Origin of the sequence: Micromonospora sp. NPDC047738, from assembly GCF_040642675.1 — a bacterium.
Classification (GTDB): Bacteria; Actinomycetota; Actinomycetes; order Mycobacteriales; family Micromonosporaceae; genus Micromonospora.
On the sequence record NZ_JBEYSO010000002.1, the window covers coordinates 278,572 to 305,020 of the forward strand.

General features: G+C 73.9%; 24 protein-coding genes. 11 read left to right on the forward strand and 13 right to left on the reverse strand.

Annotation, left to right across the window (positions count from 1 at the left end; genetic code table 11):
• Positions 1-43 precede the first annotated feature (43 nt).
• Positions 44-313: a DUF6458 family protein gene (locus ABZ783_RS04630; protein ID WP_073835076.1), complete on the forward strand. Its 270-nt coding sequence runs from the start codon at positions 44-46 to the stop codon at positions 311-313.
• Between the two features lie 76 nt (positions 314-389).
• Here ABZ783_RS04630 and ABZ783_RS04635 read toward each other — a convergent pair whose 3' ends face one another.
• Positions 390-926 (reverse strand): histidine phosphatase family protein, encoded by a 537-nt coding sequence (locus ABZ783_RS04635; RefSeq protein WP_357434524.1) that lies wholly within the window; start codon positions 924-926, stop codon positions 390-392.
• Between the two features lie 115 nt (positions 927-1,041).
• On the opposite strand from ABZ783_RS04635, the gene ABZ783_RS04640 reads away from it, so the two are divergent.
• Complete coding sequence (locus tag ABZ783_RS04640) at positions 1,042-1,329, forward strand: DUF6458 family protein (protein ID WP_073835074.1); 288 nt, start codon at positions 1,042-1,044, stop codon at positions 1,327-1,329.
• Positions 1,330-1,420: 91 nt separating this feature from the next.
• On the opposite strand, the gene ABZ783_RS04645 is transcribed toward ABZ783_RS04640, so the two are convergent.
• Positions 1,421-2,098, reverse strand: a complete 678-nt coding sequence (locus ABZ783_RS04645) for a hemolysin III family protein (RefSeq protein ID WP_357434525.1) — start codon at positions 2,096-2,098, stop codon at positions 1,421-1,423.
• Between the two features lie 106 nt (positions 2,099-2,204).
• Between ABZ783_RS04645 and ABZ783_RS04650 the strand changes: the two genes are divergently transcribed.
• The 3 genes from ABZ783_RS04650 to ABZ783_RS04660 are packed head-to-tail and all read left to right on the forward strand — an operon-like array spanning position 2,205 to position 4,388.
• A complete protein-coding gene (locus ABZ783_RS04650; RefSeq protein WP_357434526.1) occupies positions 2,205-2,810 on the forward strand; it encodes an allophanate hydrolase subunit 1 in 606 nt (201 codons plus the stop codon).
• Complete coding sequence (locus ABZ783_RS04655; protein ID WP_357434527.1) at positions 2,807-3,655, forward strand: biotin-dependent carboxyltransferase family protein; 849 nt, start codon at positions 2,807-2,809, stop codon at positions 3,653-3,655. Before ABZ783_RS04650 ends, ABZ783_RS04655 begins: the two co-directional genes overlap by 4 nt.
• Positions 3,639-4,388 (forward strand): 5-oxoprolinase subunit PxpA, encoded by a 750-nt coding sequence (locus ABZ783_RS04660; protein ID WP_357434528.1) that lies wholly within the window; start codon positions 3,639-3,641, stop codon positions 4,386-4,388. The genes ABZ783_RS04655 and ABZ783_RS04660 overlap by 17 nt, the downstream gene beginning before the upstream one ends.
• Before the next feature lie 100 nt (positions 4,389-4,488).
• Here ABZ783_RS04660 and ABZ783_RS04665 read toward each other — a convergent pair whose 3' ends face one another.
• From ABZ783_RS04665 to pdhA, 6 genes are all read right to left on the reverse strand, one after another.
• Positions 4,489-6,324, reverse strand: coding sequence for an NHL domain-containing thioredoxin family protein (locus tag ABZ783_RS04665; protein ID WP_357434529.1), 1,836 nt, complete (start codon positions 6,322-6,324; stop codon positions 4,489-4,491).
• A 119-nt stretch (positions 6,325-6,443) separates the two neighbouring features.
• A complete protein-coding gene (locus ABZ783_RS04670) occupies positions 6,444-9,062 on the reverse strand; it encodes a hypothetical protein (RefSeq protein WP_357434530.1) in 2,619 nt (872 codons plus the stop codon).
• Between the two features lie 349 nt (positions 9,063-9,411).
• On the reverse strand, positions 9,412-9,549 hold the full coding sequence (locus tag ABZ783_RS04675) for a hypothetical protein (RefSeq protein ID WP_187413317.1): 138 nt from the start codon (positions 9,547-9,549) through the stop codon (positions 9,412-9,414).
• Between the two features lie 224 nt (positions 9,550-9,773).
• Positions 9,774-11,204 carry a dihydrolipoamide acetyltransferase family protein gene (locus tag ABZ783_RS04680; RefSeq protein ID WP_357434772.1) on the reverse strand — a complete coding sequence of 477 codons (1,431 nt, stop codon included), beginning with the start codon at positions 11,202-11,204 and terminating at the stop codon, positions 9,774-9,776.
• 5 nt (positions 11,205-11,209) lie between these two features.
• On the reverse strand, positions 11,210-12,199 hold the full coding sequence (locus ABZ783_RS04685) for an alpha-ketoacid dehydrogenase subunit beta (RefSeq protein ID WP_357434531.1): 990 nt from the start codon (positions 12,197-12,199) through the stop codon (positions 11,210-11,212).
• Positions 12,199-13,377: a pyruvate dehydrogenase (acetyl-transferring) E1 component subunit alpha gene (pdhA, locus tag ABZ783_RS04690; protein WP_357434532.1), complete on the reverse strand. Its 1,179-nt coding sequence runs from the start codon at positions 13,375-13,377 to the stop codon at positions 12,199-12,201. The genes ABZ783_RS04685 and pdhA overlap by 1 nt, the downstream gene beginning before the upstream one ends.
• Positions 13,378-13,863: 486 nt before the next feature.
• Between pdhA and ABZ783_RS04695 the strand changes: the two genes are divergently transcribed.
• A complete protein-coding gene (locus ABZ783_RS04695) occupies positions 13,864-14,604 on the forward strand; it encodes a hypothetical protein (RefSeq protein WP_357434533.1) in 741 nt (246 codons plus the stop codon).
• 85 nt (positions 14,605-14,689) lie between these two features.
• Here the strand turns inward: ABZ783_RS04695 and ABZ783_RS04700 are convergent, their stop codons facing one another.
• From ABZ783_RS04700 to ABZ783_RS04710, 3 genes are all read right to left on the reverse strand, one after another.
• Positions 14,690-15,910, reverse strand: a complete 1,221-nt coding sequence (locus ABZ783_RS04700) for a hypothetical protein (protein WP_357434534.1) — start codon at positions 15,908-15,910, stop codon at positions 14,690-14,692.
• Positions 15,911-15,961: 51 nt separating this feature from the next.
• Positions 15,962-17,620 carry a GTPase gene (locus tag ABZ783_RS04705; protein WP_357434773.1) on the reverse strand — a complete coding sequence of 553 codons (1,659 nt, stop codon included), beginning with the start codon at positions 17,618-17,620 and terminating at the stop codon, positions 15,962-15,964.
• A 100-nt stretch (positions 17,621-17,720) separates the two neighbouring features.
• Positions 17,721-19,559 carry a GTPase domain-containing protein gene (locus ABZ783_RS04710; RefSeq protein ID WP_357434535.1) on the reverse strand — a complete coding sequence of 613 codons (1,839 nt, stop codon included), beginning with the start codon at positions 19,557-19,559 and terminating at the stop codon, positions 17,721-17,723.
• A gap of 219 nt (positions 19,560-19,778) precedes the next feature.
• Between ABZ783_RS04710 and dnaK the strand changes: the two genes are divergently transcribed.
• The 5 genes from dnaK (at position 19,779) to ABZ783_RS04735 (ending at position 24,535) form a co-directional block, all read left to right on the forward strand.
• Complete coding sequence (gene dnaK / locus ABZ783_RS04715) at positions 19,779-21,641, forward strand: molecular chaperone DnaK (RefSeq protein ID WP_357434536.1); 1,863 nt, start codon at positions 19,779-19,781, stop codon at positions 21,639-21,641.
• Positions 21,642-21,688: 47 nt separating this feature from the next.
• Complete coding sequence (gene grpE, locus ABZ783_RS04720) at positions 21,689-22,450, forward strand: nucleotide exchange factor GrpE (RefSeq protein WP_357434537.1); 762 nt, start codon at positions 21,689-21,691, stop codon at positions 22,448-22,450.
• 79 nt (positions 22,451-22,529) lie between these two features.
• Positions 22,530-23,711, forward strand: a complete 1,182-nt coding sequence (dnaJ, locus tag ABZ783_RS04725; protein ID WP_357434538.1) for a molecular chaperone DnaJ — start codon at positions 22,530-22,532, stop codon at positions 23,709-23,711.
• Between the two features lie 28 nt (positions 23,712-23,739).
• Positions 23,740-24,180 carry a MerR family transcriptional regulator gene (locus ABZ783_RS04730; protein WP_073835059.1) on the forward strand — a complete coding sequence of 147 codons (441 nt, stop codon included), beginning with the start codon at positions 23,740-23,742 and terminating at the stop codon, positions 24,178-24,180.
• A gap of 145 nt (positions 24,181-24,325) precedes the next feature.
• The gene (locus tag ABZ783_RS04735) at positions 24,326-24,535 is read left to right on the forward strand and encodes a hypothetical protein (RefSeq protein WP_357434539.1); all 210 of its coding nucleotides are present in this window, start codon (positions 24,326-24,328) and stop codon (positions 24,533-24,535) included.
• A gap of 105 nt (positions 24,536-24,640) precedes the next feature.
• Here ABZ783_RS04735 and ABZ783_RS04740 read toward each other — a convergent pair whose 3' ends face one another.
• Both ABZ783_RS04740 and ABZ783_RS04745 read right to left on the reverse strand, forming a co-directional pair.
• Positions 24,641-25,069 carry a hypothetical protein gene (locus ABZ783_RS04740; RefSeq protein WP_357434540.1) on the reverse strand — a complete coding sequence of 143 codons (429 nt, stop codon included), beginning with the start codon at positions 25,067-25,069 and terminating at the stop codon, positions 24,641-24,643.
• A 170-nt stretch (positions 25,070-25,239) separates the two neighbouring features.
• On the reverse strand, positions 25,240-26,448 hold the full coding sequence (locus ABZ783_RS04745; protein WP_357434541.1) for a cation:proton antiporter: 1,209 nt from the start codon (positions 26,446-26,448) through the stop codon (positions 25,240-25,242).
• Position 26,449 lies beyond the last annotated feature (1 nt).

Below are 26,449 nucleotides of genomic sequence, written 5' to 3' on the forward strand. Positions count from 1 at the left end.
CAGGACACGCCCAAGAGCCATCGCACGGGGGAGTGCAGCGCACATGGGCATTGGAAGCGGAATCTTTCTCATCGCCGTCGGCGCGATCCTGACCTTCGCCATCCGGGCCAACGTCTGGTGGATCGACCTGCGTGCGGTCGGTTGGGTGCTGATCCTGGCCGGGCTGGCCGTCCTGCTCACCACGCTCTGGTTCTGGCAGGACCGGCGTAAGCGGGCCCGCACGCTGATCGTGGAGGAGAACCGGCTCTCCCACCCGACCGCGATGATGCCCCCGCCACCCGATCCGCCGCCGCCCACGGCGCCGCCGTCCTGACCTTGGGCCTGCGCAACCAATGCTGAGAGAGCCCCTTCTTCACCCGAGGCGTGACGAAGGGGCTCCTCCTTGCGCCTCAGCCCCGGGCGGTGTGGCGGGCGGTGATGGGTGCGCCGCCCGGTCCCAGGTTCGTCCAGCTGGTGGTCGGGCGGTGCACCGCCAGATCGGTGGTACGCAGCCCGTCCGGATCCGCCCCCGCTGGATCGAGCAGCGACGAGAGTAGCGAGATGCCCGGGTTGTGGGCGATCAGCAGGACCGTGCCGGTCTCCGGCGGGACCGCCCGGACCAGGGTCAGCAGATCCTCCGGCTGCCCCTCGTACGCGGTCGCCGCGTAGCGCACCACCGGCGCCGGGCCGGCCGGTCCGCCCTCCGGCGGGGAGCCCGTCATGCCCAGTGCCACCCCGTGCCAGGTCTGGCGGGTTCGCCGGGCCGTGGAGCAGATCACCACGTCGGGGAGGAGGGCGTGCCGGGCCAGCCAGGCTCCGGCGGCTGCGGCGTCGGCGTGCCCCCGCGCGGTCAGCGGGCGTTCCGCGTCCGGGACGTCCTGGGACTGTTCGGCCTTGGCGTGCCGGAGCAGCACCAACGTGCGCTCCTGGATCCTGCCCTCCGTCATGCGCTCAGCTTGCCTGATTCGCGATCGGACCGCCTGGGTAAGTCGATGGGTGCCGCTACCTCAGCCATGGCCGCGGCGGTAGGAAACGCCAGCAGAACGCCAAGGAGGCGACGTCATGGGCATCGGTGCCAGCATCTTCCTCATCGCGCTGGGCGCGATCTTCGCGTTCGCCATCGACGCCAACCTGGGATGGCTCAACTTGAACGTCGTGGGCTGGGTGCTCATGCTCGCCGGTGTCGTCGGGCTGCTCATCACGCTCTACTTCTGGAACAACCGCCGCCGTACGGTGGTCGCCCGGCCGGTGCGCGAGCGGGTTGTCGCCGAGCCCGTCGTGCCGGTGCAGGACGACCGGGTCGTGCGGGAGGAGTACCGCGAGGTGCGCCGCCCGGGCTACCCGGCCTGAGCCGTTCCGAGACCGTCGAGGGCTCCGCGCCGCGCCCGTGCGGGGCCCTCGCACGTTTCCGGGGCCGCCCGGGCCGGCCGGGCCACCGCGCTCAGGCGAACAGGGCGAAGTAGATCGCGATGTGGTGGCAGATCGCGGCGACCAGGGTGCAGGCGTGGAAGAACTCGTGGTGGCCGAAGACGGTCGGCCACGGGTTCGGCCGGCGCAGCGCGTAGAAGACCGCGCCGACGCTGTAGACGGCGCCGCCGACGATCAGCAGCACCAGGGCGGTGATCCCGCCGGCGTGCAGGATCTGCGGCAGCATCACCACCGCGACCCAACCGAGCGCGAGGTAGAGCGGCGCGGAGACCCAGCGCGGGGCGTGCGGCCAGATCATCTTGACCGCCACCCCGAACAGCGCTCCGCCCCACACCAGGGCGAGCATGATCTCGGCCGGACGTCGGTCGAGCAACAGCGCGCAGAACGGGGTGTACGTGCCGGCGATGAACACGAAGATCATCGAGTGGTCCATCCGGCGCATGATCTGGTAGCCGCGTTCGGACCACACTCGCCGGTGGTAGAGGGCGCTGGTGCCGAAGAGGCCGCACACCGTCAGGCTGTAGACAAGGCAGCTCAGCAGGGGTGCCCAGCCGGGACGGGCGGCCGCGATGGAGCAGAGCACGATGCCGCAGACGAGCGCGACGAAGAACGCGTAGGTGTGCAGCCAGCCGCGCATCCGGGGTTTACCGATGTCGACCGGCTTGAGCCGAAGCGGTGCGGAGGTGGTCACGCCAATAGGTTACGGCACCGTAGGTTACCTACAAGTAGTGCGTACCGTCCCGCCTCCTGAACGGCCGGCGGACCCCGGTGGACGGATGATCCGCGAGGATGACGGGATGCGGATCAGACCCGTCGGCGCACACGCCCTGCTGCTCGACTGCGACGACCCCGACCAGGTCCAGGCGTGGCGGGCCGAGCTGTGGCGCCGGCGGGCGGCAGGTGAACTCAGCGCCGTCGAGATCGTCCCCGCGGCGACCACGGTGCTGCTCGACGGCGTACCGGACCCGCAGGCGGCCACCGCGCGGATCGCCGGGTGGACCCCGCGGGCCGACGCCGTTCCGGCCGCCGCCGCCGAGGTCGAGGTCCCCACGGTGTACGACGGGGCCGACCTGCCGGCCGTCGCCGGGCACTGGGGCGTCGACGTGCCCGCCGTGGTGGACCGGCTACGGCGTACCGACTTCCGGGTGGCGTTCTGCGGGTTCGCGCCCGGGTTCGCGTACCTGACCGGGCTGCCGGCGGAGCTGGCCGTGCCCCGGCTGGCCACCCCGCGTACCCGGGTGCCGGCCGGGTCGATCGCGCTGGCCGGCCCGTACGCCGGGATCTACCCGACCGCCTCACCCGGCGGCTGGCTGCTGGTCGGGCGGACCGACCTGGTGCTCTTCGACGTGCACGCCGACCCGCCGGCCCGGCTCACCCCCGGCACCCGGGTCCGGCTCGCATGATCGAGGTGCTTCGGGCCGGTGCCCTCACCACCGTGCAGGACCAGGGCCGGCCCGGGTACGCCCACCTCGGCGTGCCCCGCTCCGGCGCGCTCGACCCGGCCGCACTGCGCCTGGCCAACCGGCTCGTCGGCAACCCGGAGACCGCCGCCGGACTGGAGATCACCCTGACCGGCTGCGCGCTCCGCGTCACCCGGGCCGTCACCGTGGCGCTCACCGGCGCCGAGGTGGACGTCCACGCCGACCGGAGGGCGGGCGACCTGGGCCGGCCGCTGTCCCTGCCCGCCGGGGCGGTGCTGCGGATCGGTCCCGCCCGCGCCGGGCTACGTACCTGGCTGGCCGTGTCCGGCGGGATCGACGTGCCGCCGGTGCTGGGTAGCCGCGCCACCGACACGCTCTCCGGCCTCGGCCCGCCCCCGGTACGCGACGGCGACCGGCTGCCCCTCGGCCGGCCCGCCGGCCACCCCGCCCCGGTGGACGTCATCGCCGGCCCGCCCCTCCCCGACGAGGTGCGGCTGGCCGTCCGCCCCGGCCCGCGGCACGACTGGTTCACCCCGGCCGCCCTCGACATGCTGTTCACCACCCCGTACGCGATCAGCCCGGCGAGCAACCGGGTCGGCGCGCGACTGGTCGGCGCGGCGCTGCCCCGCGCGGTGCCCGGCGAACTGCCCAGCGAGGGCCTCGTCCTCGGCGCGGTGCAGGTGCCGCCCGACGGCCAACCGCTGATCTTCCTGGCCGACCACCCGACCACCGGCGGCTACCCGGTGATCGGGGTGGTGGACGACGTGACGCCGCTCGCACAGGCCCGCCCAGGGACTACGGTGACGTTCCATGGACCTCAACGCTGACCTCGGCGAGGGATTCGGCATCTGGCGGCTCGGTGACGACGAGGCGCTGCTGGACCTGATCACCTCCGCCAACGTCGCCTGCGGCTTCCACGGCGGCGACCCGTCCACGATGCACCGGGTCTGCGCCGGGGCCGCCGACCGCGGGGTGGCGGTCGGCGCCCAGGTCGGCTACCGGGACCTCGCCGGCTTCGGCCGGCGGCACATCGCGTACGACTTCGCCGAGCTGCACGACGAGACGATCTACCAGCTCGGCGCGCTGGACGCCTTCTGCAAGCTGTTCCGCACCCGGGTGCGCTACCTCAAGCCGCACGGCGCGCTCTATCACGCGGCGGCCTGCGACGAGGCGCAGGCCGCCGCGCTCGTCGCCGCCGTCAGCCGGTACGACCGCGAGCTGCCGCTGCTCTGCCCGCCGGGCTCGGTGCTCGCCCAACTCGCCGTCGGCGCGGGCCTGCGCGTGGTGGCCGAGGGCTTCGCCGACCGCAACTACCTGCCCAACGGCTCGCTGGTGCCCCGGACCGCCGGCAACGCGCTGGTCAGCGACCCGGAGCAGGTGGCCGCCCGGGCCGTCCAGATGGCCACCGAGCGGACCGTGGTCGCGGTCGACGGCAGCGTCGTCCCGTGTGTGGTCGAGTCGATCTGCCTGCACGGGGACACCCCGGGCGCAGTGCGCTGCGCCGAGCTGGTCCGGGCCGCCCTCATCGACGCCGGGGTGCCCCTCCGCCCGTTCGCCTGATCCCCGTCGCCCGTCACCCGGGTGAAGATTCGCAACTCCAGGGAAGAGTCCCCTCAGCGCGAGCAGGCGACAGTTTCCGGGAACGGATCTTGAGCGCGGGTCAGGCCTCGTCGAGGCCGCGGAGGATCAGCGGGAGGCGGCTGGTGCCCCCGTCGACCACCCGCACCGGTACGCCCCAGTCCTGCCGGGTCAGGTGGCAGGCCGCGTGCTCGACGTCCGCGTCGCAGGTGGCCGCCTGAGCGGTCACCTGGAGCACGCCCTGCGCGACGGCACCGTTCAGCACCAGCCGGCGGGACAGGTCGGTGGTCGTCCCGGCCCCCTCGACCAGCAGCTCCGGCGGGGAGGCCGACACCACCAGCCGGGTCGACGGGCCGTACGTCTCGTCCAGCTTCTGCCCCGGCGCGGGCGTGAAGATCACGTCGAGGGTCAGCTCGCCGGCCGCCACGTCGGTGGGCTTGCGCTCCAGCTTGTGCCGGGGGCCGTCCACGGTGTTCGCGCCGGCCGCGGTGAGCGCCCCCGGGGCCAACCGGGTCAGCCGGTGCGCGGCCGACTCGAGCACCAGCACCTCGCCCTCGGCGGTGAGCACCACGTCGCTCGGCTCGGCCAGCCCATCCGCCACCGTGGCGACCTGCTCGGTCTCCGGGTCGAAGCGGCGTACCGCGCCGTTGTACGTGTCGGCGATCAGCACCGAACCGTCGGGCAGCGCGCACACCCCCAGTGGATGCTGGAACAACGCCCGGTCGGCCGGGCCGTCGACGTGGCCGAAGTCGAAGAGTCCCTGCCCGACGGAGGTGTGCATCACCCCGTTCTCGACGTAGCGGACGGCGCTGGTCTCGCTGTCGGCGATCCACAGCCGGGTGCCGTCGGCCGAGACCGAGAGGCCGGAGGGCTGGGCCATCCAGACGTCCGGCAGCGGACCGTCGCGCAGCGCCTCGACCGTGGTGCCGGCGTACACGCCGGCGGTCCGCTTGATCGGGTCGAACCACCAGAGCTGGTGGATGCCGGCCATGGCGATGACGACCTTGTCGTCGAACCAGGCGACGTCCCAGGGCGAGGAGAGGTCGATTGAGAGTGCGTCATGGGCGTGGTCGTCGACCGTCGAGCGCCACTGCCGCCCGGTGCCGGCGACCGTGACCACCTCGCCGGTGGCCAGCTTCACGCCGCGCAGCCGGTGGTTGACGGTGTCCGCGACGACCAGGTCATAGCCGGCCACCTCGCCGACGTGCCCGGGAAGCAGGCAGAGCCCCTGCGGCTCGGAGAAGGTGGCACTCTCCGCCGGGCCGTCGTCGGCTCCCCGCGGACCCGACCCGATCCGACGGAGCACCTTCTCGCCGTCCGCGGCCAGCTCGACCAGGGAGTGCCGGGCCGAGTCGGAGACCAGCAGGTTGCCGCCGTCGAGCACGACGGCCTTGCCGGGGAAGCGCAGTGTCGTCTCCGGCTCGGCCGGCGGCACGTACGGGCCCTCGCCCCGGTGCAGGGTGCCCTTCGCCTCGTGGGCGGCGATCAGCTCGTCGATCAGCCGGGCCAGCCCCTCGGCGTGCCCCTCGCCGGCCATGGTCGCCACCACGTACCCCTCGGGGTCGACCACCGAGAGCGTCGGCCAGGCCTTGGCCGCGTACTGCTGCCACATGTCCAGCTCGGGGTCGTCGAGCACCGGGTGGTGCACGCCGTACCGCTCGACGGCCGCCGCGAGCGCCGCCGGGTCCTTCTCGTGCTCGAACTTCGGCGAGTGCACGCCGATCACGACCAGGATGTCGCCGTACTTCTCCTCGAGCGGGCGCAACTCGTCGAGTACGTGCAGGCAGTTGATGCAGCAGAAGGTCCAGAAATCGAGCAAAACGATCTTGCCGCGCAGGTCGGCCAGGGTGACGGCCTTCCCGCCGGTGTTCAGCCAGCCGCGGCCGCGCAGCTCAGGTGCCCGTACTCGTGCGCTCATGCCTTCAGTCTGCCGGACCACGGGCCCCGATTCGGCCGGCACCCCCGGCGGGGTGGATCACATCCGGGACGGACGACGGCGGGGCCACGGACCACCGTGACCCCGCCGTCGGAGAGCTGCTACTTGCCGGCCGGCTTGAGGCAGAGCACCCGGTTTCCCTCGACGCCTTGGAGCTCCACGCTTGGCTGCGTTGGGTCGGCGCACTTGTCCTTGCTGTCGACCTTCGAGACGACCTTGAACGCGCCCGGCTCGGCGCAGTCGGCATCCGCCGCGCCCGTGCCGGACTGCTTGATGCAGGCGCCCACGGCCGGGTTGAACGGAGCCGGCTTGTCGTCCCCGCCGATCTTGCCGAGCAGGGTGAGCAGGCCGAGCGGGACGGCGAGGATCAGCACCGCCACGATCAGCACGACCGCCAGCACCCGGCCGTTGCGAACCTTCGGCGTGGGCGCCTCGGTCTTCGGCTCGGCCTCCGGCTTGAACGCGTCGAAGCGGCCCTGCTCCGGTCCGTTGGCCGGGCCCTGCTGCCAGGCCGGCGGCGCCTGCTGGGGCGGCGGCGGGAACGGGGGAGGGAACCCGCCCGGGCCCGGTTCACCCATCGGTCCCTGCCCGGGTGCGGCAACCGCCGCGCGACCGCCCCCCGGCGCGCCGTACGGGTCACCCGGGCCGGCGGGGGACCCGCCGAACGGGTCGTGCGGACCGCCGGGCCCGCCGTACGGGTCACTCGGGCCGGTGCCGCCGAACGGGTCGGGGTGACCGCCGGGAGCGCCGTACGGGTCGGGGTGACCGCCGGGAGCGCCGTACGGGTCGGGGTGACCACCGGGAGCGCCGTACGGGTCGGCGTGACCACCGGGAGCGCCGTACGGGTCGTGCTGGCCGCCAGCGTGCCCGTCGCTCTGCGGGTGCACCCCGTTCACCGGGCGGGTGCTGCCGGACGGGTTGGCGAAGGACGGCACGCCGGGCGGGAACGGCGGCGGGGCAGCGGGCGAGGATGGCGGGGCGGACGGCACCGGGGGCGCCGCGGCGAAGCCGTGCGGACGGTCCGGCTCGTCCGTCCGCGAGTGCTCGTCGAAGCGCGGGCCCGGCTCCGGGAAGCCGTCCGCTCCGGGGGCCTCCTCCGGCTCCGGGCGGGTGGGCCGGCCGTACACCCGGGGCTGCGGGGCCGGCACGCCGGCCGCGTGCAGGGCCTGGTCGGCCGGGGGCGTCACCCGGCTGGTCACCGGCACCGAGGCGCTGGCGGAGACGTGACCGCCTGCCTCCGGTGAGGTACGCGGACCCGGCACCACCGGTCCGGCCGGCGACTGGTGCTCGTCGTGCGCCGACTCCGGCCCACCCCAGCCGCCCGACTGCTCCGCCTCGTACGGGTCCCGGTCCGCCGGGGCGAACTGCGCGGGCGGCACGTAGTCGGCGGGCGGCGCCGCGGCCAGCGCGGCGCCCGGCACCCGCTGCTCCTGCGGCGGGAGGGGCACGGCGTTGGCCGGGGAGATGCCCGGACCTGGGGCCGGCTGGTAGCTCGGCGACTCCTCGGGCTGGGCCTCGGCGGCCCGGCCCCACGCCTCGCCGGGCGCCCACGGGTCGGCGTCCGGAATGGCCGGCCGGTCGGGCGTCCACGATGCGGGGCCGTCCTGGTTGTCGCCCCAGGCCGGCGAGTCGGGGGACGGGACCGAGGCGCTGGCCCGGGCTGGCGACTCCGCCGACGGCCAGGCCCCGGACTCGGGCCGGTCGCCAGGCGGCGGGACGGCGGCAGAGGCCCAACCGGGCTGCTGGCCGGCCTCGGCGGCACGGCCGGCGGCCCAGCCGCCGGACCGGTCCGGGTTGTCGTCGTGCGGGGCGGCCGCTCCGGTGTCCCAGCCGCCCGAGCGGGCCGGGTCGTCCTGGCCGGGCCAGGCGTTCTCGGCCGGCACACCCGGTACGGAGACCTTGGCGGCGGCGCGGGCGGACGGCTCGGCGGGCGACCAGGCGGGGGTGCCGTGCTCGCCCGGCTGGCCCCAGGCCGGCTGGTCCTCCTGCGGAGCGGCACCCCAGCCGCCCGAGTGGTTCGCGTCGTCCTGCTGCTGGGCGCCGGTCCCGACGGCCCAGCCGCCGGAGCGGTCGTCCTGCGGGCCGGCCGCGGCGGGCCAGCCGTCCGAGCGCGCCGGGTCGTCGCCCTGCTGGCCGGTGGCCCACGCCTCGTGCGGGGCCGTGGCCGGCGCGGGGACCGAGGCGGCGCCGCGGGCGCCCGCCTCACCGGACTGCGCCCAGGCCGGCTGCTCGCCGGGCGAACCGGCCGGCGGAGCCGCGGCGGCCCAGGCGGGCCCGCCCGGCGCGGCCCCCCAGGCGGGTGGGCCGGGCTCGGCGGAAGCACTCGACGGGCCGGCGGCCCAGGCGGGCGCGCCCTGCTCCTGGGAGGCAGCCTGCGGGGCGGCGGTCCAGGCGGGCGTGCCCTGCTCCTGGGCTCCCCAGCCCGGCTGCGCGGGGCCACCCCAACCCTCGGCGGGCGGCGGCACCTGCGCGGTGGCCCGGCCGGCGGCCTGGCCACCCGGTGGCGCCCAGGCGGCGGGCTGGTCGTCCGGTGCGCCCCAGGCGGGGGCCGACGGGGCGGGCCGCCCGGCCGGCGGCGGCGGTGCCCAGCCCAGGTCGGGAGCGCCGCCGTACCCGTTGCCCTGCTGCGCCGGGCGGTCGCCGTACGGTGCCGGTCCGCCGGCGCCCGACGACGCCTCGCCCGGCTCCTGGCCAGGGCGGTTCGGGGCCTCGGACGTCATGGGTACGCCTCCTCCATCACATGTCGGCCACCGATACCGATCGGGACCGTCGGCCGGTTGCCGGCGTTGCCGGCGGGTAACCGGCCGTGCGGGCTCCCCGCACCGTATCGGGTGGCCGCCGGGAGGCGCCTGGGGGAGCCCCGGTCGCCACTTACCGTGACCGGATGTTGTCGATCGGCTTCTGTCAGTGCGATCGGTCCAGCGGCGGGCGGGTGGCGACCGAGCCCCACCGTACCGGGCGGTGCGGCGAGGTGGAATCCCGGTGTCAATCGACGTGAAACGCCGAAGACCCGCCCGGGGTGACCGGGCGGGTCTTCGAACTGGAGGAGGTGAGGAAAGTTGGGGGGCGTCAGCTCATGTGACGCTGGGCGATGGCGAGAAGCTCCTCGCGGACCGCCGGGGAGTTGGCGGAGCGCAGCGCCTGCTCGATGGCGCGGGCGCGGCGGTTGGCGTCGCGGCGGGTGCGGATTCGCTCGATCATGCTCATCTGGGTCTCTCCTCCTGGCTATTCGGTTGTCAGCCCCTTGATGTCTCTTATTGAAGCACGTAACGCGGCCAACTTCCATCGATTATTAGGTGAGCTGAGCCACGTGCCGAAGGATCGTAGGCTGCCGCCCTTCCGTCGCCGATGATTTCATCCCCCAACGGCAACGGCCGGTGTGCCGGGCGTTCACCCGTGGCACACCGGCCGTTGCCTGGTGTCGTGGACCGTCAGGTCCAGGCGAGCAGCGCCGCCTCCGGATCGGCCAGGAAGTCCCCGATGTCGCGGAGGAACTTCGAGCCCAACTCGCCGTCGATGATCCGGTGGTCGAAGGAGAGGCCCAGCGTGGTGACCAGGCGCGGCTTGACCTTGCCCTTGTGCACCCACGGCAGCTCCCGTACGGCGCCGAAGGCGAGGATGGCCGACTCGCCCGGGGGCAGGATCGGCGTACCGGTGTCGACGCCGAAGACGCCGACGTTGGTGATGGTCAGCGTGCCGCCGGACATGTCGGCCGGGGAGGTGCGGCCGGCCTTCGCCGTCTGCACCAGCGCGGTCAGGGCATCCGCCAGCTCGCGCAGCGAGAGCCGGCCGGCGTCCTTGATGTTCGGCACGATCAGGCCGCGCTCGGTGGCCGCCGCGATGCCCAGGTTGACGTAGTCCTTCACCACGATCTCGTCGCCGGCCCAGGTCGAGTTGACCATCGGGTGGCGCTTGACCGCCAGCAGCACCGCCTTGGCGACCAGCAGCAGCGGCGAGACGCGGACGTCCCGCCACTCGCGCCGCTCGCGGAGCCGGTCCAGGGCCTTCATCGCCCGGGTCACGTCGACCGTCAGGAACTCGGTGACGTGCGGCGCGGTGAACGCCGACCGGGACATGTTCTCCGCGGTGAGCTTGCGTACCCCCTTGACCGGGATGCGCTGCTCGCGGTCGGCGCCGAAGCTCGCGGCCACCGGGGCCGCGACCGTCAGCGGCTCGGCCGCCGCCGGGGCCGACGCGGCCCGCTGGACGTCCTCCCGGGTGATCGAGCCCAGCGGGCCCGAGCCGGCCAGCGCGGCCAGGTCGACGCCGAGGTCCTTGGCGAGCTTGCGGACCGGCGGCTTGGCCAGCACCGGCCCACCGGCCCGGCCGGTGCCGTTCACCACCGGCGCGGGCGACACCGGAGCCGGAACCGGGGCGGCCTGGGTCGGGGCCGCAGCGGCCTGGGCCGGGACGGCGCCCTTGCGCGGCCGGCGCTTGGCCGGCGCGTTCCGCGGGCCGTAGCCGACCAGCACGGCGGTCCGCCCGCCCGGTGCCGCGCCGCCGATGAGGCCCGGTTCGACCATGCCCTCCTCGGGCGCGATCTCGACGGCGGCCAGCGAGGCCGCCGACGGGGTGGGCAGGCCACCGGTCGTGGACTCCTCGATCGGCCCGGCGCCCGGGTCGGTGTCGATCGCGATGATCGGGGTGCCGACTTCGACGGTGGCCCCCTCCGGGTGGAAGATCGCCTGCACCTGGCCGGCCCACTTCGCCGGGATCTCGACCGCCGCCTTGGCGGTCTCCACCTCGACGATCGGCTGGTTCAGCTCGATCACGTCGCCCACCTTGACCAGCCAGGCGAGGATCTCGCCCTCGGTCAGGCCCTCGCCCAGGTCGGGGAGGTTGAACTCCTTGATCCGGGACATCGCGCTCACCAGCCGAAGGTGCGGTCGACGGCGTCGAGCACCCGGTCGAGGTCGGGCAGGTACTCCTCCTCCACCCGGGCGGCCGGGTAGGGGGTGTCGAAGCCGGTGACCCGCAGCACCGGGGACTCCAGGGAGTAGAAGCACTCCTCGGTGATCCGGGCCGCGATCTCGGCACCGAGGCCCAGGTTGCCTGGGGCCTCGTGGACGACCACGCACCGCCCGGTGCGCTTCACCGACTCGTACGCGGAGGTCAGGTCCAGCGGGGAGAGTGAGCGCAGGTCGATGACCTCCAACTCCCGGCCGTCCTCGGCGGCGGCGGTGGCCGCGTCGAGGGCGGTGCGGACCATCGGGCCGTACGCCAGCACGGTGGCGTCGGTGCCCGGCCGGGCGACCCGGGCGGCGTGCAGCGGGTACGCCTCGGCCAGCGGGGCGTCCACGTCGACCTGGCCCTTCTCCCAGTAGCGTCGCTTCGGCTCCAGGAACACGATCGGGTCGTCCGAGGCGATCGCCTGCTGGATCATCGAGTAGCCGTCCTGGGGGCTCGCGCAGGTCACCACCTTCAGGCCGGCGGTGTGCGCGAAGTACGCCTCGGGCGACTCCGAGTGGTGCTCGACCGCGCCGATGCCGCCGCCGTACGGGATCCGGATGACCATGGGGATCCGGACCTTGCCCTGCGAGCGGTAGTGCATCTTCGCCACCTGCGCCACGATCTGGTCGTACGCCGGGTAGACGAAGCCGTCGAACTGGATCTCGCAGACCGGCCGGAAGCCGCGGATGGCCAGGCCGACCGCGGTGCCGATGATGCCGGACTCGGCGAGCGGGGTGTCGATCACCCGCTGGTCGCCGAAGTCCTTCTGCAGGCCGTCGGTGATCCGGAACACGCCGCCGAGCTTGCCGACGTCCTCGCCCATGATCACGACCTTCGGGTCGTGCTCCAGGGCCTTGCGCAGGCCGGCGTTGAGGGCCTTGCCGAGGGTGAGCGTCTCCGTGGCCATCAGTGCGCGCTCCCCTCGAACGACTCCAGGTACTTGGTGAACTGGGCCCGCTGCTCGTCGAGCTCCGGGGACCCGGTGGGGTAGACGTGGTCGAACATGGTCACCGGCTCCGGGTTCGGCATGGCGAGCACCCGCTCGCGCAGGTGCACCGACTCGGCGCGGGCCTGCTCGTCGACCTCGGCGAAGAACGACTCGTCGGCGATCCGCTGCTTGGTCAGGAACGCCTTCATCCGGGCGATCGGGTCCTTGGCCCGCCAGGCCTCGACCTCGCTGGCGATCCGGTAGCGGGTCGGGTCGTCGGAGGTGGTGTGTGCCCCCATCCGGTAGGTGTACGCCTCGATCAGGCTCGGGCCCTGGCCGTGCCGCGCGTTGTCCAGCGCGTGCCGGGTCACCGCGTACGACGCGAGCACGTCGTTGCCGTCCACCCGGACGCCGGGGAAGCCGAAGCCGCCCGCCCGCTGGTAGAGCGGGACGCGGGTCTGCCGCTCCAGCGGCTCGGAGATGGCGTACTGGTTGTTCTGGCAGAAGAAGACCAGCGGGGCGTTGAAGACGCTGGCCCAGACGAACGCCTCGTTGACGTCGCCCTGGCTGGTGGCGCCGTCACCGAAGTACGCGATCACCGCCTCGCCGTCGTCGCTGCCGGTCTTGCCGTCCATGGCGACACCCATGGCGTACCCGGTCGCGTGCAGGGTCTGCGCCCCGATGACGATCGTGTACATGTTGAACTTGAACTCGTTCGGGTCCCAGCCGCCCTGGTCGACGCCGCGGAACAGGCCGAGCGGCATGATCGGGTCGATGCCCCGGCAGTAGAGGACGCCGTGCTCCCGGTAGGTGGGGAAGGCCATGTCCTGGGTACGCAGCGCGCGGCCGGAGCCGACCTGCGCCGCCTCCTGGCCCAGCAGGCTGGCCCACAGGCCCAGCTCGCCCTGGCGCTGCAGCGCCGTGGCCTCCGCGTCGAGCTTGCGGACCAGCACGAGGTCGCGGTACAGCCCGCGGTACTCCTCGTCGGTGAAGTCGACGCGGTACTCGGTCCCGTCCGGGCCGAGTGCGCTCTCGATCCGCTCGCCCTCAGGCGTGAGCAGCTGTACGAGTTCCGGCTCGCCTGCTACGGCGGCACGCTTGGAACGGGGTGCGGCCCGCCGGCCGCGGCTGGTGACCCCGGGGTCGCCCTTTGCCATCCGTCTCTCCCTGTCTGGTCTGCGCCGGCGCCGGGGGTGACCCGTGCCGCGCACATCGTGCGCCGCCCGGCTCGAGCCGGGCTGGTTCCTGGCGGCCGCGCCTAGCCCCGGTGAGGGTTGCCGCGCGGCGTGAGCCGGGTCCGTGGGGGAACCCGACCCGGGAGCGCCGGCGCCGTTCCGCACCGCCGCGAGGTATGCGGAGGTGGCGGCTGCGTTGCCGTCGTGCCTGAATGATTGCAGAGGTCGTGAGCGGGCCCACAGTATGGCCTCCCCCGCCGGTGAAGTTCGGTCTGGTTCGCGACGCATGGGTTTTTTGTCGCGCAAGTTCTCATGAGTCGACGGACACCGGGTGTGTCGACACGCGGTGACGGCTGGTGAACTGAGCGTCGCTGGTTCAAGCTGACTGGTGTTCCATGACGAGGCGTTTGATGGCCTTTGTCCAGCTTGGATGAGCGTGCCGTCGTGTCGACGTACGAGGAGTGTGCGGTGTCCCAGCCAGCAGAGGGTCCCGGTGCCCCGCTCCTCGGCCACCACCGCGCGTCGCCCCGGGCCGCGTACCGACGGGTGGTCGGGGCGCACCGCGCGCCCGGCCTGAACTCCCCGAGCCGGGGCTATCTCTTCACCGTCGCGTTGCTCGCCGGCACCGCGTCCATGCCGATCCTGGCCGCGATCAGCGCCGGGTCGGCGACCGTGGGCAACAGCGCCCTCCCGGACAGCAGCACCCCGTTCATCCCGACCCCCTCGGTCGGCCCGGTGGTCATCCAGGGCACCCAGCCCCCGGTCGTCCCCACCCGGACGCCCGTGGCCGACGCCGCCAGCCTGCCGGCCCTCGCCGCCGCCCCCGCCCTGCCCGACGACGCCGACCTGGGCTCGCGCCGGCGGCCCCGGCCGACCGCACCCGCGAAGGTGCCCAGCCGCCCCAGGCCGACCATCCCGCCGCGCCCGTCGCCGGTCCCGTCACCCTCGCCGTCGGCCTCCGACCCGGCCACGCCGGACCCGACGCCGAGCCCCACGGCCGAGCCGACCAGCACCCTCTCCGAGCCGGCGACCGATCCCTCCACCACCCCGAGCGCGCAGCCCAGCGCGACCACGTCACCGGACAACTCGCCGCCGCCGACCAGCGCGCCGCCCGAGGAGACGCCCGGGCCGACCCTCCGCCCCACCGCCGAACCGGGCCCGAGCGCCACCGTGCCGGCCACCCACCGGCTGCGTACCGGAGCACCCTGATTCACGGAAGGAGTGGCCTCCAGCGCGGAAGGCCACTCCTTCTGGGAATCTGCGCGATCGCGGGCGGGGTGCCCCGCCGGCCGCCTCAGGCCGGGTCGTCGGTGAGGCGGTGCCGATTGGCCTCGATCCACGCGTCCAGGGCGGCCGGATCGTCGGGGTCGACGCCGTCCGCCATGAGCTGGGCGACCGCGGCGGTGGCGGGGCTGCGCCGCTCCCCGGTGGTGTAGAGCCGGGCGAACTCCGGGACCATCTCCTCGATCGCCTCGTCCGTCCGTCGGACCGCCGCCGCCGGCAGGCCCCGCTGGCGGGCCGCGTACGCCGCCCAGCCGCGCAGCACCCGGGGCAGCATCGCCGCGTCGTCCATGTCCAGCACGGCCCGGCGGTGCACCCAGTCCAGCAGGAACAGCTCGGCCACGGTCGGGCTCCAACGCATCGGGTCGGCGTCCGGGAAGCTGGCCGCATGGTCGAGCAGCAGGCCCAGGCAGAAGTGCAGCGAGGCCAGCTCCGCGTCGGCCACCGTGTCCAGGCCGAACCGGGCGGCTTCCGGCGCGGCGAGGAAGGCCCGCACCAACCGGGTCCGTTCCGCGTCGGTGGGCGGCGGGGCGTCCCCGACGCCGCCCCGGGCCGGGCCCGGCAGGGCGGCCAACCGCGCGCCGACCAGCGCCCGGTCGGTGGCCAGGGAGCCCTGGGCGGGCAGCTCCCCGAGGTCGTCGGTGACCGCGAGGTGTCGGCGCACCTCCGCGTGCATCCGGGCCGGGTCCTCGGTACGGAACCAGGTCAGCTCGTCCTCGGTGCAGATCTGGCGGGCCTGCTCGACGATCCGCCCGGCGGGACCGCCGACGAAGACGTCCTTGGTGATGCCGATGTTGTGGTCGACCAGGGCCACCAGGGCATGCTCCGGGCCGCCCTCGGCGTCGTCGTAGGCGAACGTGGCCAGGTAGGAGGTCTGGTCGCCGTACACGTCCCCGTACGCCCAGGCGCCGGTGAGGTGCACCCGCCCGAGCTGTCCGGCCCAGTTCGGGGCGTACGCGCCGGGGCGTACCCGGGTGGCGCCCTCGGCGTCCGGTACCAGTGCGGCGAAGACTGCGCGGATCGTGGTGGCGGCGGCGCTGCGGCGGCGGGACGTGGCGGCCAGGAAGCCGGCCACGAACTCGCGGACGGCGTTCTCCCGGTCGGACTCCGCCACCGCGTAGACGCTGCCTAGCAGCGCGGCGCCGAGCATCTCGGCGTCGAGGGCGGAGTCGAGCCTCGTCACGTCGCGAGCGGCGTGCAGCACCGCCTCGTAGGGGGTCTGTGGCGTGGCCATGCACCGACCCTACGCCGGTCGGCCGGTCCGGACACGGTCCAGCGCGCGGGCTCAGCGGCGGGTGGCGTCCTGCAGCGCCTGCCGGGCCTCGGCGTAGTGGCCCAGCACCGCCCAGACCGGGTCCAGCACGTACTTCTCGCCGACGCGGCCCACCGAGGTCAGCAGCCGCCCCTCGGCCCGCTGCCGGGCGCGCCCGGCAGCCCACCTGATCACCGGCCGGCTCAGCGCCGCCAGCAGCAGCCCGGCGAGCAGGCCGCCGAGAAGCAGCACGGTCGGCCAGGGCACCTCGCCGAGCCTCGGCTGCTCCAGCGCTGGCAGGCCCAGCGCGCGCAGCGCGTAACCCAGCGCCAGCCAGCCCAGCCCGGCCAGCGCGGCGAGGGTGACCAGCCACTGGAGGCCGCCCACCACCCGCCACCAGGTCGGTCGTCGGGCCATCCCCAGGTCGGTGGCGGCGACCGCGTGGTCCAGCGCGTCCGGCAGGTCGGCCAGCCGGGACCGGGCCGCGGCGGTCATCGCGGCCGGCCAGGGTGCCGGCAGGCCCGCGGCGGCACGGTCGGCCACCGCGCGGACGGCCAGGTTGAGCGCCGAACGCTGCGCGGCGGTGGCATCGGGTACGGAGGTCGCCGCGACCAGGCTCTCCGCCGGCGCGGCGGCGTCCCCGCCGGGCAGGTGCAGCCGGCGCAGCGGGTCCGGCCGGAGCCTCCGCCAGCCGCGGACCAGCGGCCAGCCGGTCGTTCCGCCGGCCCGGTGCCGGTACGCCGCCTCGACCGCCTCGGCCACCGTCGGCACCCCGGCCGCCCCGGCCAGCGCCGCGGTGAGTTCCTTCGTCGCGCGGTCGTCGGGGCCGGTGCGTGGCGGCTCCGGCCCCACCAGTTCCGCCAGCCCGGCCACCACCGCGTCCACGTCGCCGGTCAGCCGGCGTAGGGCGGCCTGCCGTTCGGCGACCGTCTTCTCCAGCTCGGCGCGGAGCCCGTCCAGGCTGGCCGGGTCCACCGCCACGGTGGGCAGCAGCGGCACCCCGGTCAGCCCGTCGGCGTCGAGCAGCCGGCGCAGGTCACCGAGGACCCGGGGCAGCTCGGCCGAGGGCAGCCGGTCAGCCTGGTTGAGCACCACCACCGTCACGTCCTTGTGCCGATGGAACTCGCGCAGGTAGCTGGTGTGGATCACGCGGTCCGCGTACTTCTGCGGGTCGACCACCCAGACGACCAGGTCGACCAGGCCGAGCAGCCGGTCCACCTCCAGCCGGTGGGCGCGCTGCACCGAGTCGAAGTCGGGCAGGTCCAGCAGGACCAGGCCGTGCAGGGCCGACTCGTCGTCGCCGTCGAGGGCGCTCTCCCGGACGAACCGGTGCCGGGGCAGCACCCCGATCCAGTCGAGCAGCCGGGCCGCGCCGTTCAGCGGCCCCCAGACGCAGGCGTGCGCGACCCCGGTGGTCGGCCGGCGGACGCCGACCGGCGAGAGGTCCAGCCGGGCGAGGGCGTTGAACAGGCTCGACTTGCCGCTGCCGGTCGCCCCGGCCAGGGCGACCACGGTGTGGTGCCCGGACAGCGCGAGCCGGGTGCCGGCCCGTTCGACCACGGTGTGCGCGGTGACGAGTTGGGAGTCGGGCACCTGGCCGCCCACCGCATCGAGGAAGCGCTGGACCGCCTGCAGGCGCGTGACCAGGACGTCCGGGTCGACCCGCTGGTCGCCGCGGAACGCCTCGCGCATCCGACCGACGATGTTGCTCACCTCGGCCCACCTTCGTCTCCGGCCCACCCGGCCGAGCGGCGTCCCGCCCGGGCCCCGGCCCGGCCTGTGGTCGGCGTGCTCACCGGTGGCCACCCTGGTCGACGGCGGGCAGCACCGGCCCGTCCGCACGGGTCAGTCCGCTGCGGTGCCGGGCCTTCTCCACCTCGTTGGCCGCCCGGCGCAGGTCGGCGCCGGCCTCGACGCCCGGGCGGGCCGCCTCGGTGCGGGCGAGGAACCGGGCCGCCTCCTCCGCCAGCAGCGTGCCGATCCGGTCGAGCAGGTCCGCCCGGGCCTTGGTCGCCAGGTTCCGGACCGCCTGGTCCCCGAAGATCGCCTGCAGGACCGCCTGCCCGGCGACCGCGGTGCCGGCGCCGGTGGCGACCTCCAGCCCGGTCGGGATGAAGGCGGTGGAGGCGAACACCCCGATCATGACCGCCAGCCCGGTGGCGTTGACCGCGTACGCGGCCGTGCGGGCCACGAAGCGGCGGTCCCCGCCCTCGGCCCGGACCAGCTCCAGCACCCCGCGCTGCCAGTCGCGGACGAGTCGCTCGGCGCGCGCGGGCAGGTCGGCCGAGGCGTGGGCCAGCTCCGGTTCGAGCAGCGCCGCACCGGCCGGGTGCGCCTTCCACCCGGTGTACGCGTGCTCCGCCGCCTCGGCGGCCACCCCGCGCAGCAGCGTCACGAGCTGAGACTCGATGGCCGTCCGCAACTCGGCGGCGGGGGCCGGACGCCCGGTGAACCTGCCCACCACCCGGTCGCGCAGCCGGCTGATCCGGGCTTCCAGGGTGCGGAAGAACTCGCCCGTGCCGACGAACTCCTGCCAGCGGGCCAGCACCTCGCCGCGGAGCAGCCGGCCGTCCTTGAGCCCCTCCGCGACGGTCCGCTCCGCCCCCCGGTAGGCCGCCCGCACCCGCTCGTCCAGCGCGTCGGCGGCGGCCACCTGCTCATCGGCGGCGTCAGCCAGCCCCTCCACGGCGGGGTGCAGGGCGGCGAGCGCGCCGTCCAGGGTCTGCCGGACGACGGCGGAGCGGGCCTCGGCGTCCGCCGCGAGCCGGGCGAACCAGGTGCTCAGCGGGGCGGTGACCTTGTCGGGGAGCAGCCCCTGCCCGTCGACCCAGGTCTCCGGCAGTACGAAGAGCGGCGCGGCGCCGAGGTCCTGGGCGGCGAGCATCTCCGACAGGTGGGCGGCGATCTCGTCGGCCGCCTCCGGCGGCACCCGGTCCAGGACCATGGCGATCACCGTGCCGCGGGCCCGGGCGCCGCGCAGCAGCTCCCAGGGGACGGCGTCGGCGTACCGGGCGGCGGTGGTGACGAAGAGCCAGAGGTCGGCGGCGGCCAGGAGCTGCCCGGCGAGCGCCCGGTTGGCGTCGACCACCGAGTCGATGTCGGGCGCGTCGAGGAAGGCCAGCCCGGCCGGCAGCGCGGGCGCGGTGATCAGGTGCAGCGTGCCCGGGTGCTCGCTCGGCTCGTTGGTCCGGGTCAGGCCCGGCAGCAGGTCGCCCCGGCGGAACCACGCGGCGTCGGCCGGGTTGCAGACCAGCACCGGCGACCGGGTGGTGGGGCGGAGCACCCCGGCGGCGCTCACCCGCGCCTGGACGAGGCTGTTGACCAGGGTCGACTTGCCGGCGCCGGTCGAGCCGCCGACCACCACGAGCAGCGGGGCGTCGAGCCGGGCGAGCCGAGGGAGCAGATAGTCGTCGAGCTGGTCGGTGAGGCTGGCGGCGGCGCGCCGGGCGGGCTCCGCCGCGGGCAGGGTGAGCGGGAACCGCGCCGCCCCGATCGCGGCCCGCAGGCCGGCGAGCGCGGCGGGCAGGCCCTCGGCGCCGGTGGCGGGCGGGTCCTCCCCGGCGTCGGGTCCGGAGCGGGCTGCGACGGCGGGCGTGCCGGAATGGGTGGCGGAATCGCCATGCGTCGTCACCGCTAAAGCGTGCCCGACCGATGCAAGGGAAGACAACCGGACGGTAATAACGGTCAGGTTGCGTCGGGTCGACTCAACCTCGACTTGCGGATTGTCGGCTGCGTGGCACTATTGAGTCCGGTCCACTCAACTTGTGGTGCGGTCGCTGCGGGCGACCCGCCGGGCAGCTCGGGGGCGAGGCTCCTGACCTGCTCACCGTTACGAAGCGAGGAAGCGAACATGGCACGTGCGGTCGGCATCGACCTCGGCACGACGAACTCCTGCGTCAGCGTTCTCGAGGGCGGTGAGCCCACCGTCATCGCCAACGCTGAGGGCTCGCGGACGACCCCCTCGATCGTCGCGTTCGCCCGCAACGGGGAGGTGCTCGTCGGTGAGGTCGCCAAGCGCCAGGCGGTGACCAACCCCGACCGGACCATCCGCTCGGTCAAGCGGGAGATCGGCACCAACTGGACCGTCGACATCGACGGCAAGAAGTACACCCCGCAGGAGATCTCGGCCCGCACGCTGATGAAGCTCAAGCGGGACGCCGAGGCGTACCTGGGCGAGCAGATCACCGACGCGGTGATCACCGTCCCCGCCTACTTCAACGACGGGCAGCGCCAGGCCACCAAGGAGGCCGGTGAGATCGCCGGCTTCAACGTGCTGCGGATCGTCAACGAGCCGACCGCGGCCGCCCTGGCGTACGGCCTCGACAAGGGTTCCAAGGAGCAGACCGTTCTGGTCTTCGACCTGGGTGGCGGCACCTTCGACGTCTCGCTGCTCGAGCTGGCCGAGGGTGTCATCGAGGTCAAGTCCACCAGCGGTGACAACCACCTCGGTGGTGACGACTGGGACCAGCGGATCATCGACCACCTGGTGAAGACCTTCCGTGGCGAGCACGGCATCGACCTGTCCCAGGACAAGATGGCGATGCAGCGGCTCAGGGAGGCGGCCGAGAAGGCCAAGATCGAGCTGTCCGCGGCCACCACCACCAACATCAACCTGCCGTACATCACGGCCGGTTCCGCCGGCCCGCTGCACCTCGACGTGACCCTGAGCCGCGCCGAGTTCCAGCGGATGACGCAGGATCTGCTGGACCGCTGCAAGGGCCCGTTCGAGCAGGCCGTGAAGGACGCCGGGATCAAGGTCTCGGACGTCGAGCACGTCATCCTGGTCGGCGGCTCGACCCGGATGCCGGCCGTGACCGACCTGGTCAAGCAGCTCACCGGCAAGGAGCCCAACAAGGGCGTGAACCCGGACGAGGTCGTCGCCGTCGGCGCCGCCCTGCAGGCCGGTGTGCTCAAGGGTGAGGTGAAGGACGTCCTGCTGCTCGACGTGACCCCGCTAAGCCTGGGCATCGAGACCAAGGGCGGCATCTTCACCAAGCTGATCGAGCGCAACACCACCATCCCGACCAAGCGCTCCGAGGTCTTCACCACGGCGGACGACAACCAGCCGTCGGTGCTGATCCAGGTGTTCCAGGGCGAGCGGGACATCGCGGCCTACAACAAGAAGCTCGGCACCTTCGAGCTGACCGGCCTCCCGCCGGCGCCGCGCGGCGTGCCGCAGATCGAGGTCACCTTCGACATCGACGCCAACGGCATCGTTAACGTGCACGCCAAGGACCTGGGCACCGGCAAGGAACAGAAGATGACGATCACCGGCGGCTCCTCGCTGCCGAAGGACGACATCGAGCGGATGCGCCGGGACGCCGAGGAGCACGCCGAGGAGGACAAGCGGCGCCGCGACGAGGCGGAGACCCGCAACGTGGCCGAGGCGCTCCAGTGGCAGACCGAGAAGTTCCTCGCCGAGAGCGGCGACAAGCTGCCCAGCGAGAACCGGGACCAGCTCAACGAGGCGCTCGGCGAGCTGCGCAGCGCGCTCGGCGGCCAGGACATCGACAAGATCAAGGCGGCCCACGAGCGGCTGGCCCAGGTCTCCCAGCAGGCCGGCTCGCTGCTCTACTCGCAGCAGCAGGGCGAGCAGGGTGCGCCGGGCGCGGCCGGGCCGGGCGCCGGTGCGACCGGTGCGACGGGTGGCGCGAAGGCCGGCGGCGCCGACGACGTGGTCGACGCGGAGATCGTGGACGAGGACAAGAAGTGACCTTCCGTCCCGGACACGAACGCACGGCAGAAGGATGAGGTAACCGCATGACGGAGAAGCCACGAGCGGCCGACCCGGGCTCCACCGGGTCGGCGCCGGGTGGCTCGGCGAGCGCCGGGCCGGGCGCCGGCGACGAGCCGCGGATCGTCATCCGAGACAAGCGCAGAATCGGCAAGACCACCGAGCAGCCCGCGGCGGACGCCGCAGCCGCGGACGCCGCGGCCGACGCGCCCGCCGAGGGGCTGGTCGAGGAGACCGAGGTCGTGGTCGACGAGATCGAGACCGAGGCGCCGGTCTCCGGTCCGCCGGTCGTCGACGCGCCGGCCGAGCCGACCGAGGAGGTCGAGGAGGTCGTCAAGCCGGGCGGGCCGCTCGGTGCCGAGCTGGAGGCGCTCCGGGCCGAGCTGGACGAGCGGACCCGGGATGTGCAGCGGGTGTCGGCCGAGTACGCCAACTACCGCAAGCGGGTCGACCGGGACCGCGCCCTGGTCCAGGAGCAGGCGACCGGCTCGGTGCTGACCGCGCTGCTGCCGATCCTCGACGACCTGGACCGGGCCCGCGAGCACGGCGACCTGGTGGGCGGGTTCGGCTCGGTGGCCGAGCAGCTCACCACGGCGCTGGGCAAGTTCGGCCTGACCGCGTTCGGCGAGCAGGGCGACCCGTTCGATCCGACCCGGCACGAGGCGGTGGCCCACCAGACCTCCGCCGACGTGACCGAACCGACCTGCGTGCAGGTCATGCGCCGGGGTTACCAGCTCGGCGAACGGCTGCTGCGGCCGGCCCTGGTCGCGGTCGCCGACCCCGAGTAGTGCCGACCCGTGACGTCCCGCCCGCCCGCACCGGGCGGGCGGGACGACCGGGGTACGTCCCGTGGAAGGGGGTGGACGGGTGAGTTCCAAGGACTGGATCGAGAAGGACTACTACGCCGTGCTGGGCGTGGAGAAGTCCGCCTCCTCAGACGAGATCAAGAAGTCGTACCGGAAGCTGGCCCGGGAGTCGCACCCGGACCACAACCCCGGCGACCCGAAGGCCGAGGAACGGTTCAAGGCCGTCTCCGAGGCGTACGCCGTGCTCGGCGAGGAGAAGAAGCGCCGCGAGTACGACGAGATGCGGTCGCTGTTCGGCTCGGGCGCGTTTCGCCGCAGCGCCCGTACCGGTGGCCAGCCGGGCGGCATGCCGTTCGACGTCTCCGACCTGTTCGGCGGCGCGGCCGGCGGCACCGACACCCGGTTCGGTGGCGGTGGGTTCACCGACCTGTTCAGCTCGATCTTCTCGGGCGGCGGCGCCGGTCCGGCCCGCGCTCGCGGCCCGGCACGCGGCCGGGACGTCGAGGCCGAGGTGGCGCTCGACTTCGAGGACGCGGTACGCGGCGTCACTCTGCCGCTGACGCTGCGCGCCCCCGGGGTCTGCGACACCTGCCACGGCAATGGCGCCAAGCCGGGCACCCAGCCGGTGGCCTGCCCGGTCTGCCAGGGCGCCGGGGTGACCACCCGCAACCAGGGGTCGTTCAGCTTCTCCGAACCGTGCCGCAACTGCCAGGGCGTCGGCACGATCGTCGAGGAGAAGTGCCCGGAGTGCCACGGCACCGGCGGGGTCACCAAGACCCGCACGCTGAACGTGCGCTTTCCGGCCGGGGTGGCCGACGGCCAGCGGATCCGGCTGGCCGGCCGGGGCGAACCGGGCGAGCGGGGCGGCCCGGCGGGCGACCTGTTCGTCCACGTGAAGGTCCGCCCGGACGAGATGTTCGGGCGCTCCGGGGACGATCTGACCCTGACCGTGCCGATCACGTTCGCCGAGGCGGTGCTCGGCACCGACCTGCGCGTACCGACCCTGGACGGGACGGTGACCCTGCGGGTGCCGGCGGGTACTCCGAGCGGCCGGGTGCTGCGGGCCCGGGGCAAGGGCGTGGTACGCAAGGACGGCCGCGCCGGTGACCTGCTGGTCACCCTCGACGTGGTGGTCCCGGCGAAGGTGTCGGACGAGGCGCGGGCGGCGCTTGAGGCGTTCGCGGAACAGACCCCGCCCGCCGCGCGGGAACATCTCGACGCCCGGGTGCGTCGGTTCAGTTGACCGGTGAAGGCAGCGGAGGTGAGCGGGGATGTCGGAGGAGTTCGTCGGCTCGGGTGACCCTGCCTACGAGGCCAAGGTCTTGATGATCTCGGTGGCGGCCCGGATGGCGGGGATGCACCCGCAGACCCTGCGCCAGTACGACCGGCTCGGCCTCGTGCAGGCCGGCCGGGCGTCGGGCGGTGGCCGCCGGTACAGCGTCCGGGACGTGGTGCTGCTCCGCGAGGTGCAGCGACTCAGCCAGGACGACGGCATCAACCTGGCCGGGGTCAAGCGGATCATCGGCCTGGAACGGCTGCTGGAGGAGGCCCAGCAGCGGGTGGCCCGGCTGGAGGCGGAGCTGGACGCCGCGTACCGGCGGATCGCCGAGCTGGAGTCGCTGGGCCGGTTGTCCCGTGGCGACCTCGTGCCCACCAACCGCACCTCGACGGCGCTGGTCGTCTGGCGGCCACGCCGCACCGGCGACCGCTGATCCCGCCCTCCGCCGCCAGTAGCCACTCATTCCGCGCAGCTCCACGGGATGAGTGGCTGTTCCACGTCCGACAGCCACTCTCTCCGCTAACCTGTGAATCAGGCCCAACCAACTCAATCCGGACTCCGAACTGGCAGGGGGAGCCATGACGGAATCGGCGAAGAAGGTGGCGCAGGAGGCGGAGGACCGGCTGGAGAAGATGGCCGTGAACATCCGCGAGCGGTTCGATCGGATAACCGAGAGCCGCTTCACCGACAAGATCAAAGAAGGTCGCTTCGCCGACCAGCTGGACCACGGCATCGACCGGGCCAGGCTCGACGAGCGGCGCAAGAAGCAGGGCGGATCGACGAGCTGACGATCCGGCGACGTGCGGGCCGGGACCCACGGGGGGTCCCGGCCCGTTCGCCGTCAATAGACGTGCGGGCCGGGACGCGGTGATGCCGCGCCGGGGTAAAGGGGACTAGAGGCGACGGTTCTCCCGCACCAGGCCGCCCTCGCACCAGTCGGGGTAGGCGAAGAGGTCCGGCCGGGCGAGCAGCACCCGGCTGTTGTGCGCCCAGTTGCGCATCAGCTCGTCCCCGGTCCGCTCGGCCTGCTCGACCAGTTTGCGGAAGCGGCGCTTCGGGTGGGCCCGGAAGTTCGTGCGGATGCCGTCGGCGGCGTAGATGTAGAGGCAGTGCAGGGCGAACCGGCGGGCTGGGCAGGCCGTGTCCATGGCCAGTTGGAAGAGCGTGTGCACCAGGTGGTCACCGGCGACCAGCAGGTCCCAGTCCGGAGGCATGGAGGCCAGCGGGACGGAGTCCGGCTGGTAGGCCCAGGCCCGCAGCTCCGCCGGCGAGGGGTCGACGGGGTTGGCGAAGCCGCGGAACGTTGACTCCTGCACGCTCACCGGCCAACCTTCCGTTTCCGCTGGCGGGGGCACCGGCCACCCGCGGACGCTGGCTGCTGGGGCGACACGGTAACGCGGTTGCGCGTACCTGCGGTAGACCTTCCCGGAACCAATTCGGCGACCGTTGGCCGGGCCGGGTCCACCGTACGGTCGACCCGGCCCGACCAGGGTCAGTCGGCCGCCCCCACCGGGACGGGCTGCCGGGCGGCGGTGCGCTGGCGCAGCCAGCGCTTGAACCAGGGCAGGTCGGGCAGGCGGGCCAGCATCGGCCCGGTCACCACGGTGATCAGCACGTACGCGGTGGCGAGCGCCGCCAGCTTCGGTTCGACCGGTTGCGCGGCGGCGACGGCGAGCCCGGCGATGACGATGGAGAACTCGCCGCGTGGGGTGAGCGCGAAGCCGGCCCGCCAGCGACCGGGCTCGGCGATCCCGGCCCGCCGGGCCGCCAGATAGCCGGTGAGCAGCTTCGTTCCCATGGTGACCACGGCTAGCCCCAGCGCCGGCAGCAGCACCGGGGGCATGTCCAGCGGGTTGGTGACCAGCCCGAAGAACACGAAGAAGACCGCGGCGAAGAGGTCCCGCAGCGGGGAGAGCAACTCCGTCGCGTGGTGCGCCACCGGGCCGGAGAGCGCGATGCCGACCAGGAACGCCCCGACCGCCGCGGACACCTGCAGCTTGGCCGCGACGCCGGCGACCAGCAGGGTCAGGCCGAGCACCCCGAGCAGCAGCGCCTCGGGGTCCTTCGCGGAGAGCGCCGCGGAGATCAGGTGGCCGTACCGGATGGCGACGGCCAGCACGACGACCACGGTGAGCACCGCGACGGCGAGCGCCACACCGCCCTTGACCAGGCCGACCCCGGCGAGCAGCGCGGTGAGCAGCGGCAGGTAGAGGGCCATTGCCAGGTCCTCGATCACCAGCACGGAGAGGATCACCGGGGTTTCCCGGTTACCGACCCGGCCGAGGTCGCCGAGGACCTTGGCGATCACCCCGGACGACGAGACCCAGGTGACGCCGGCGAGCACCACGGCGGCGATCCAGCCCCAGCCGAGCAGCAGCGCGAAGGCGAAGCCGGGCAGCGCGTTGAGCACCGCGTCGATCAGGCCGGCCGGGGCCGCCGAGCGGAGGTTGCCCACCAGCTCGTTGGCGCTGTATTCCAGGCCGAGCATGACCAGCAGCAGGATGACGCCGATCTCCGCGCCGACGGCGAAGAACTCCTCGCTGGCGTTGAGCGGCAGCAGGCCGCCGTGGCCGAAGGCGAGCCCGGCGAGCAGGTAGAGGGGGATGGGCGAGAGGCCGACCCGGCGACTGAGCCGGCCGAGCAGGCCGAGCAGCAGCAGCAGCGCGCCGACCTCGATGAGCAGAATGGTGGTTTCGTGCATC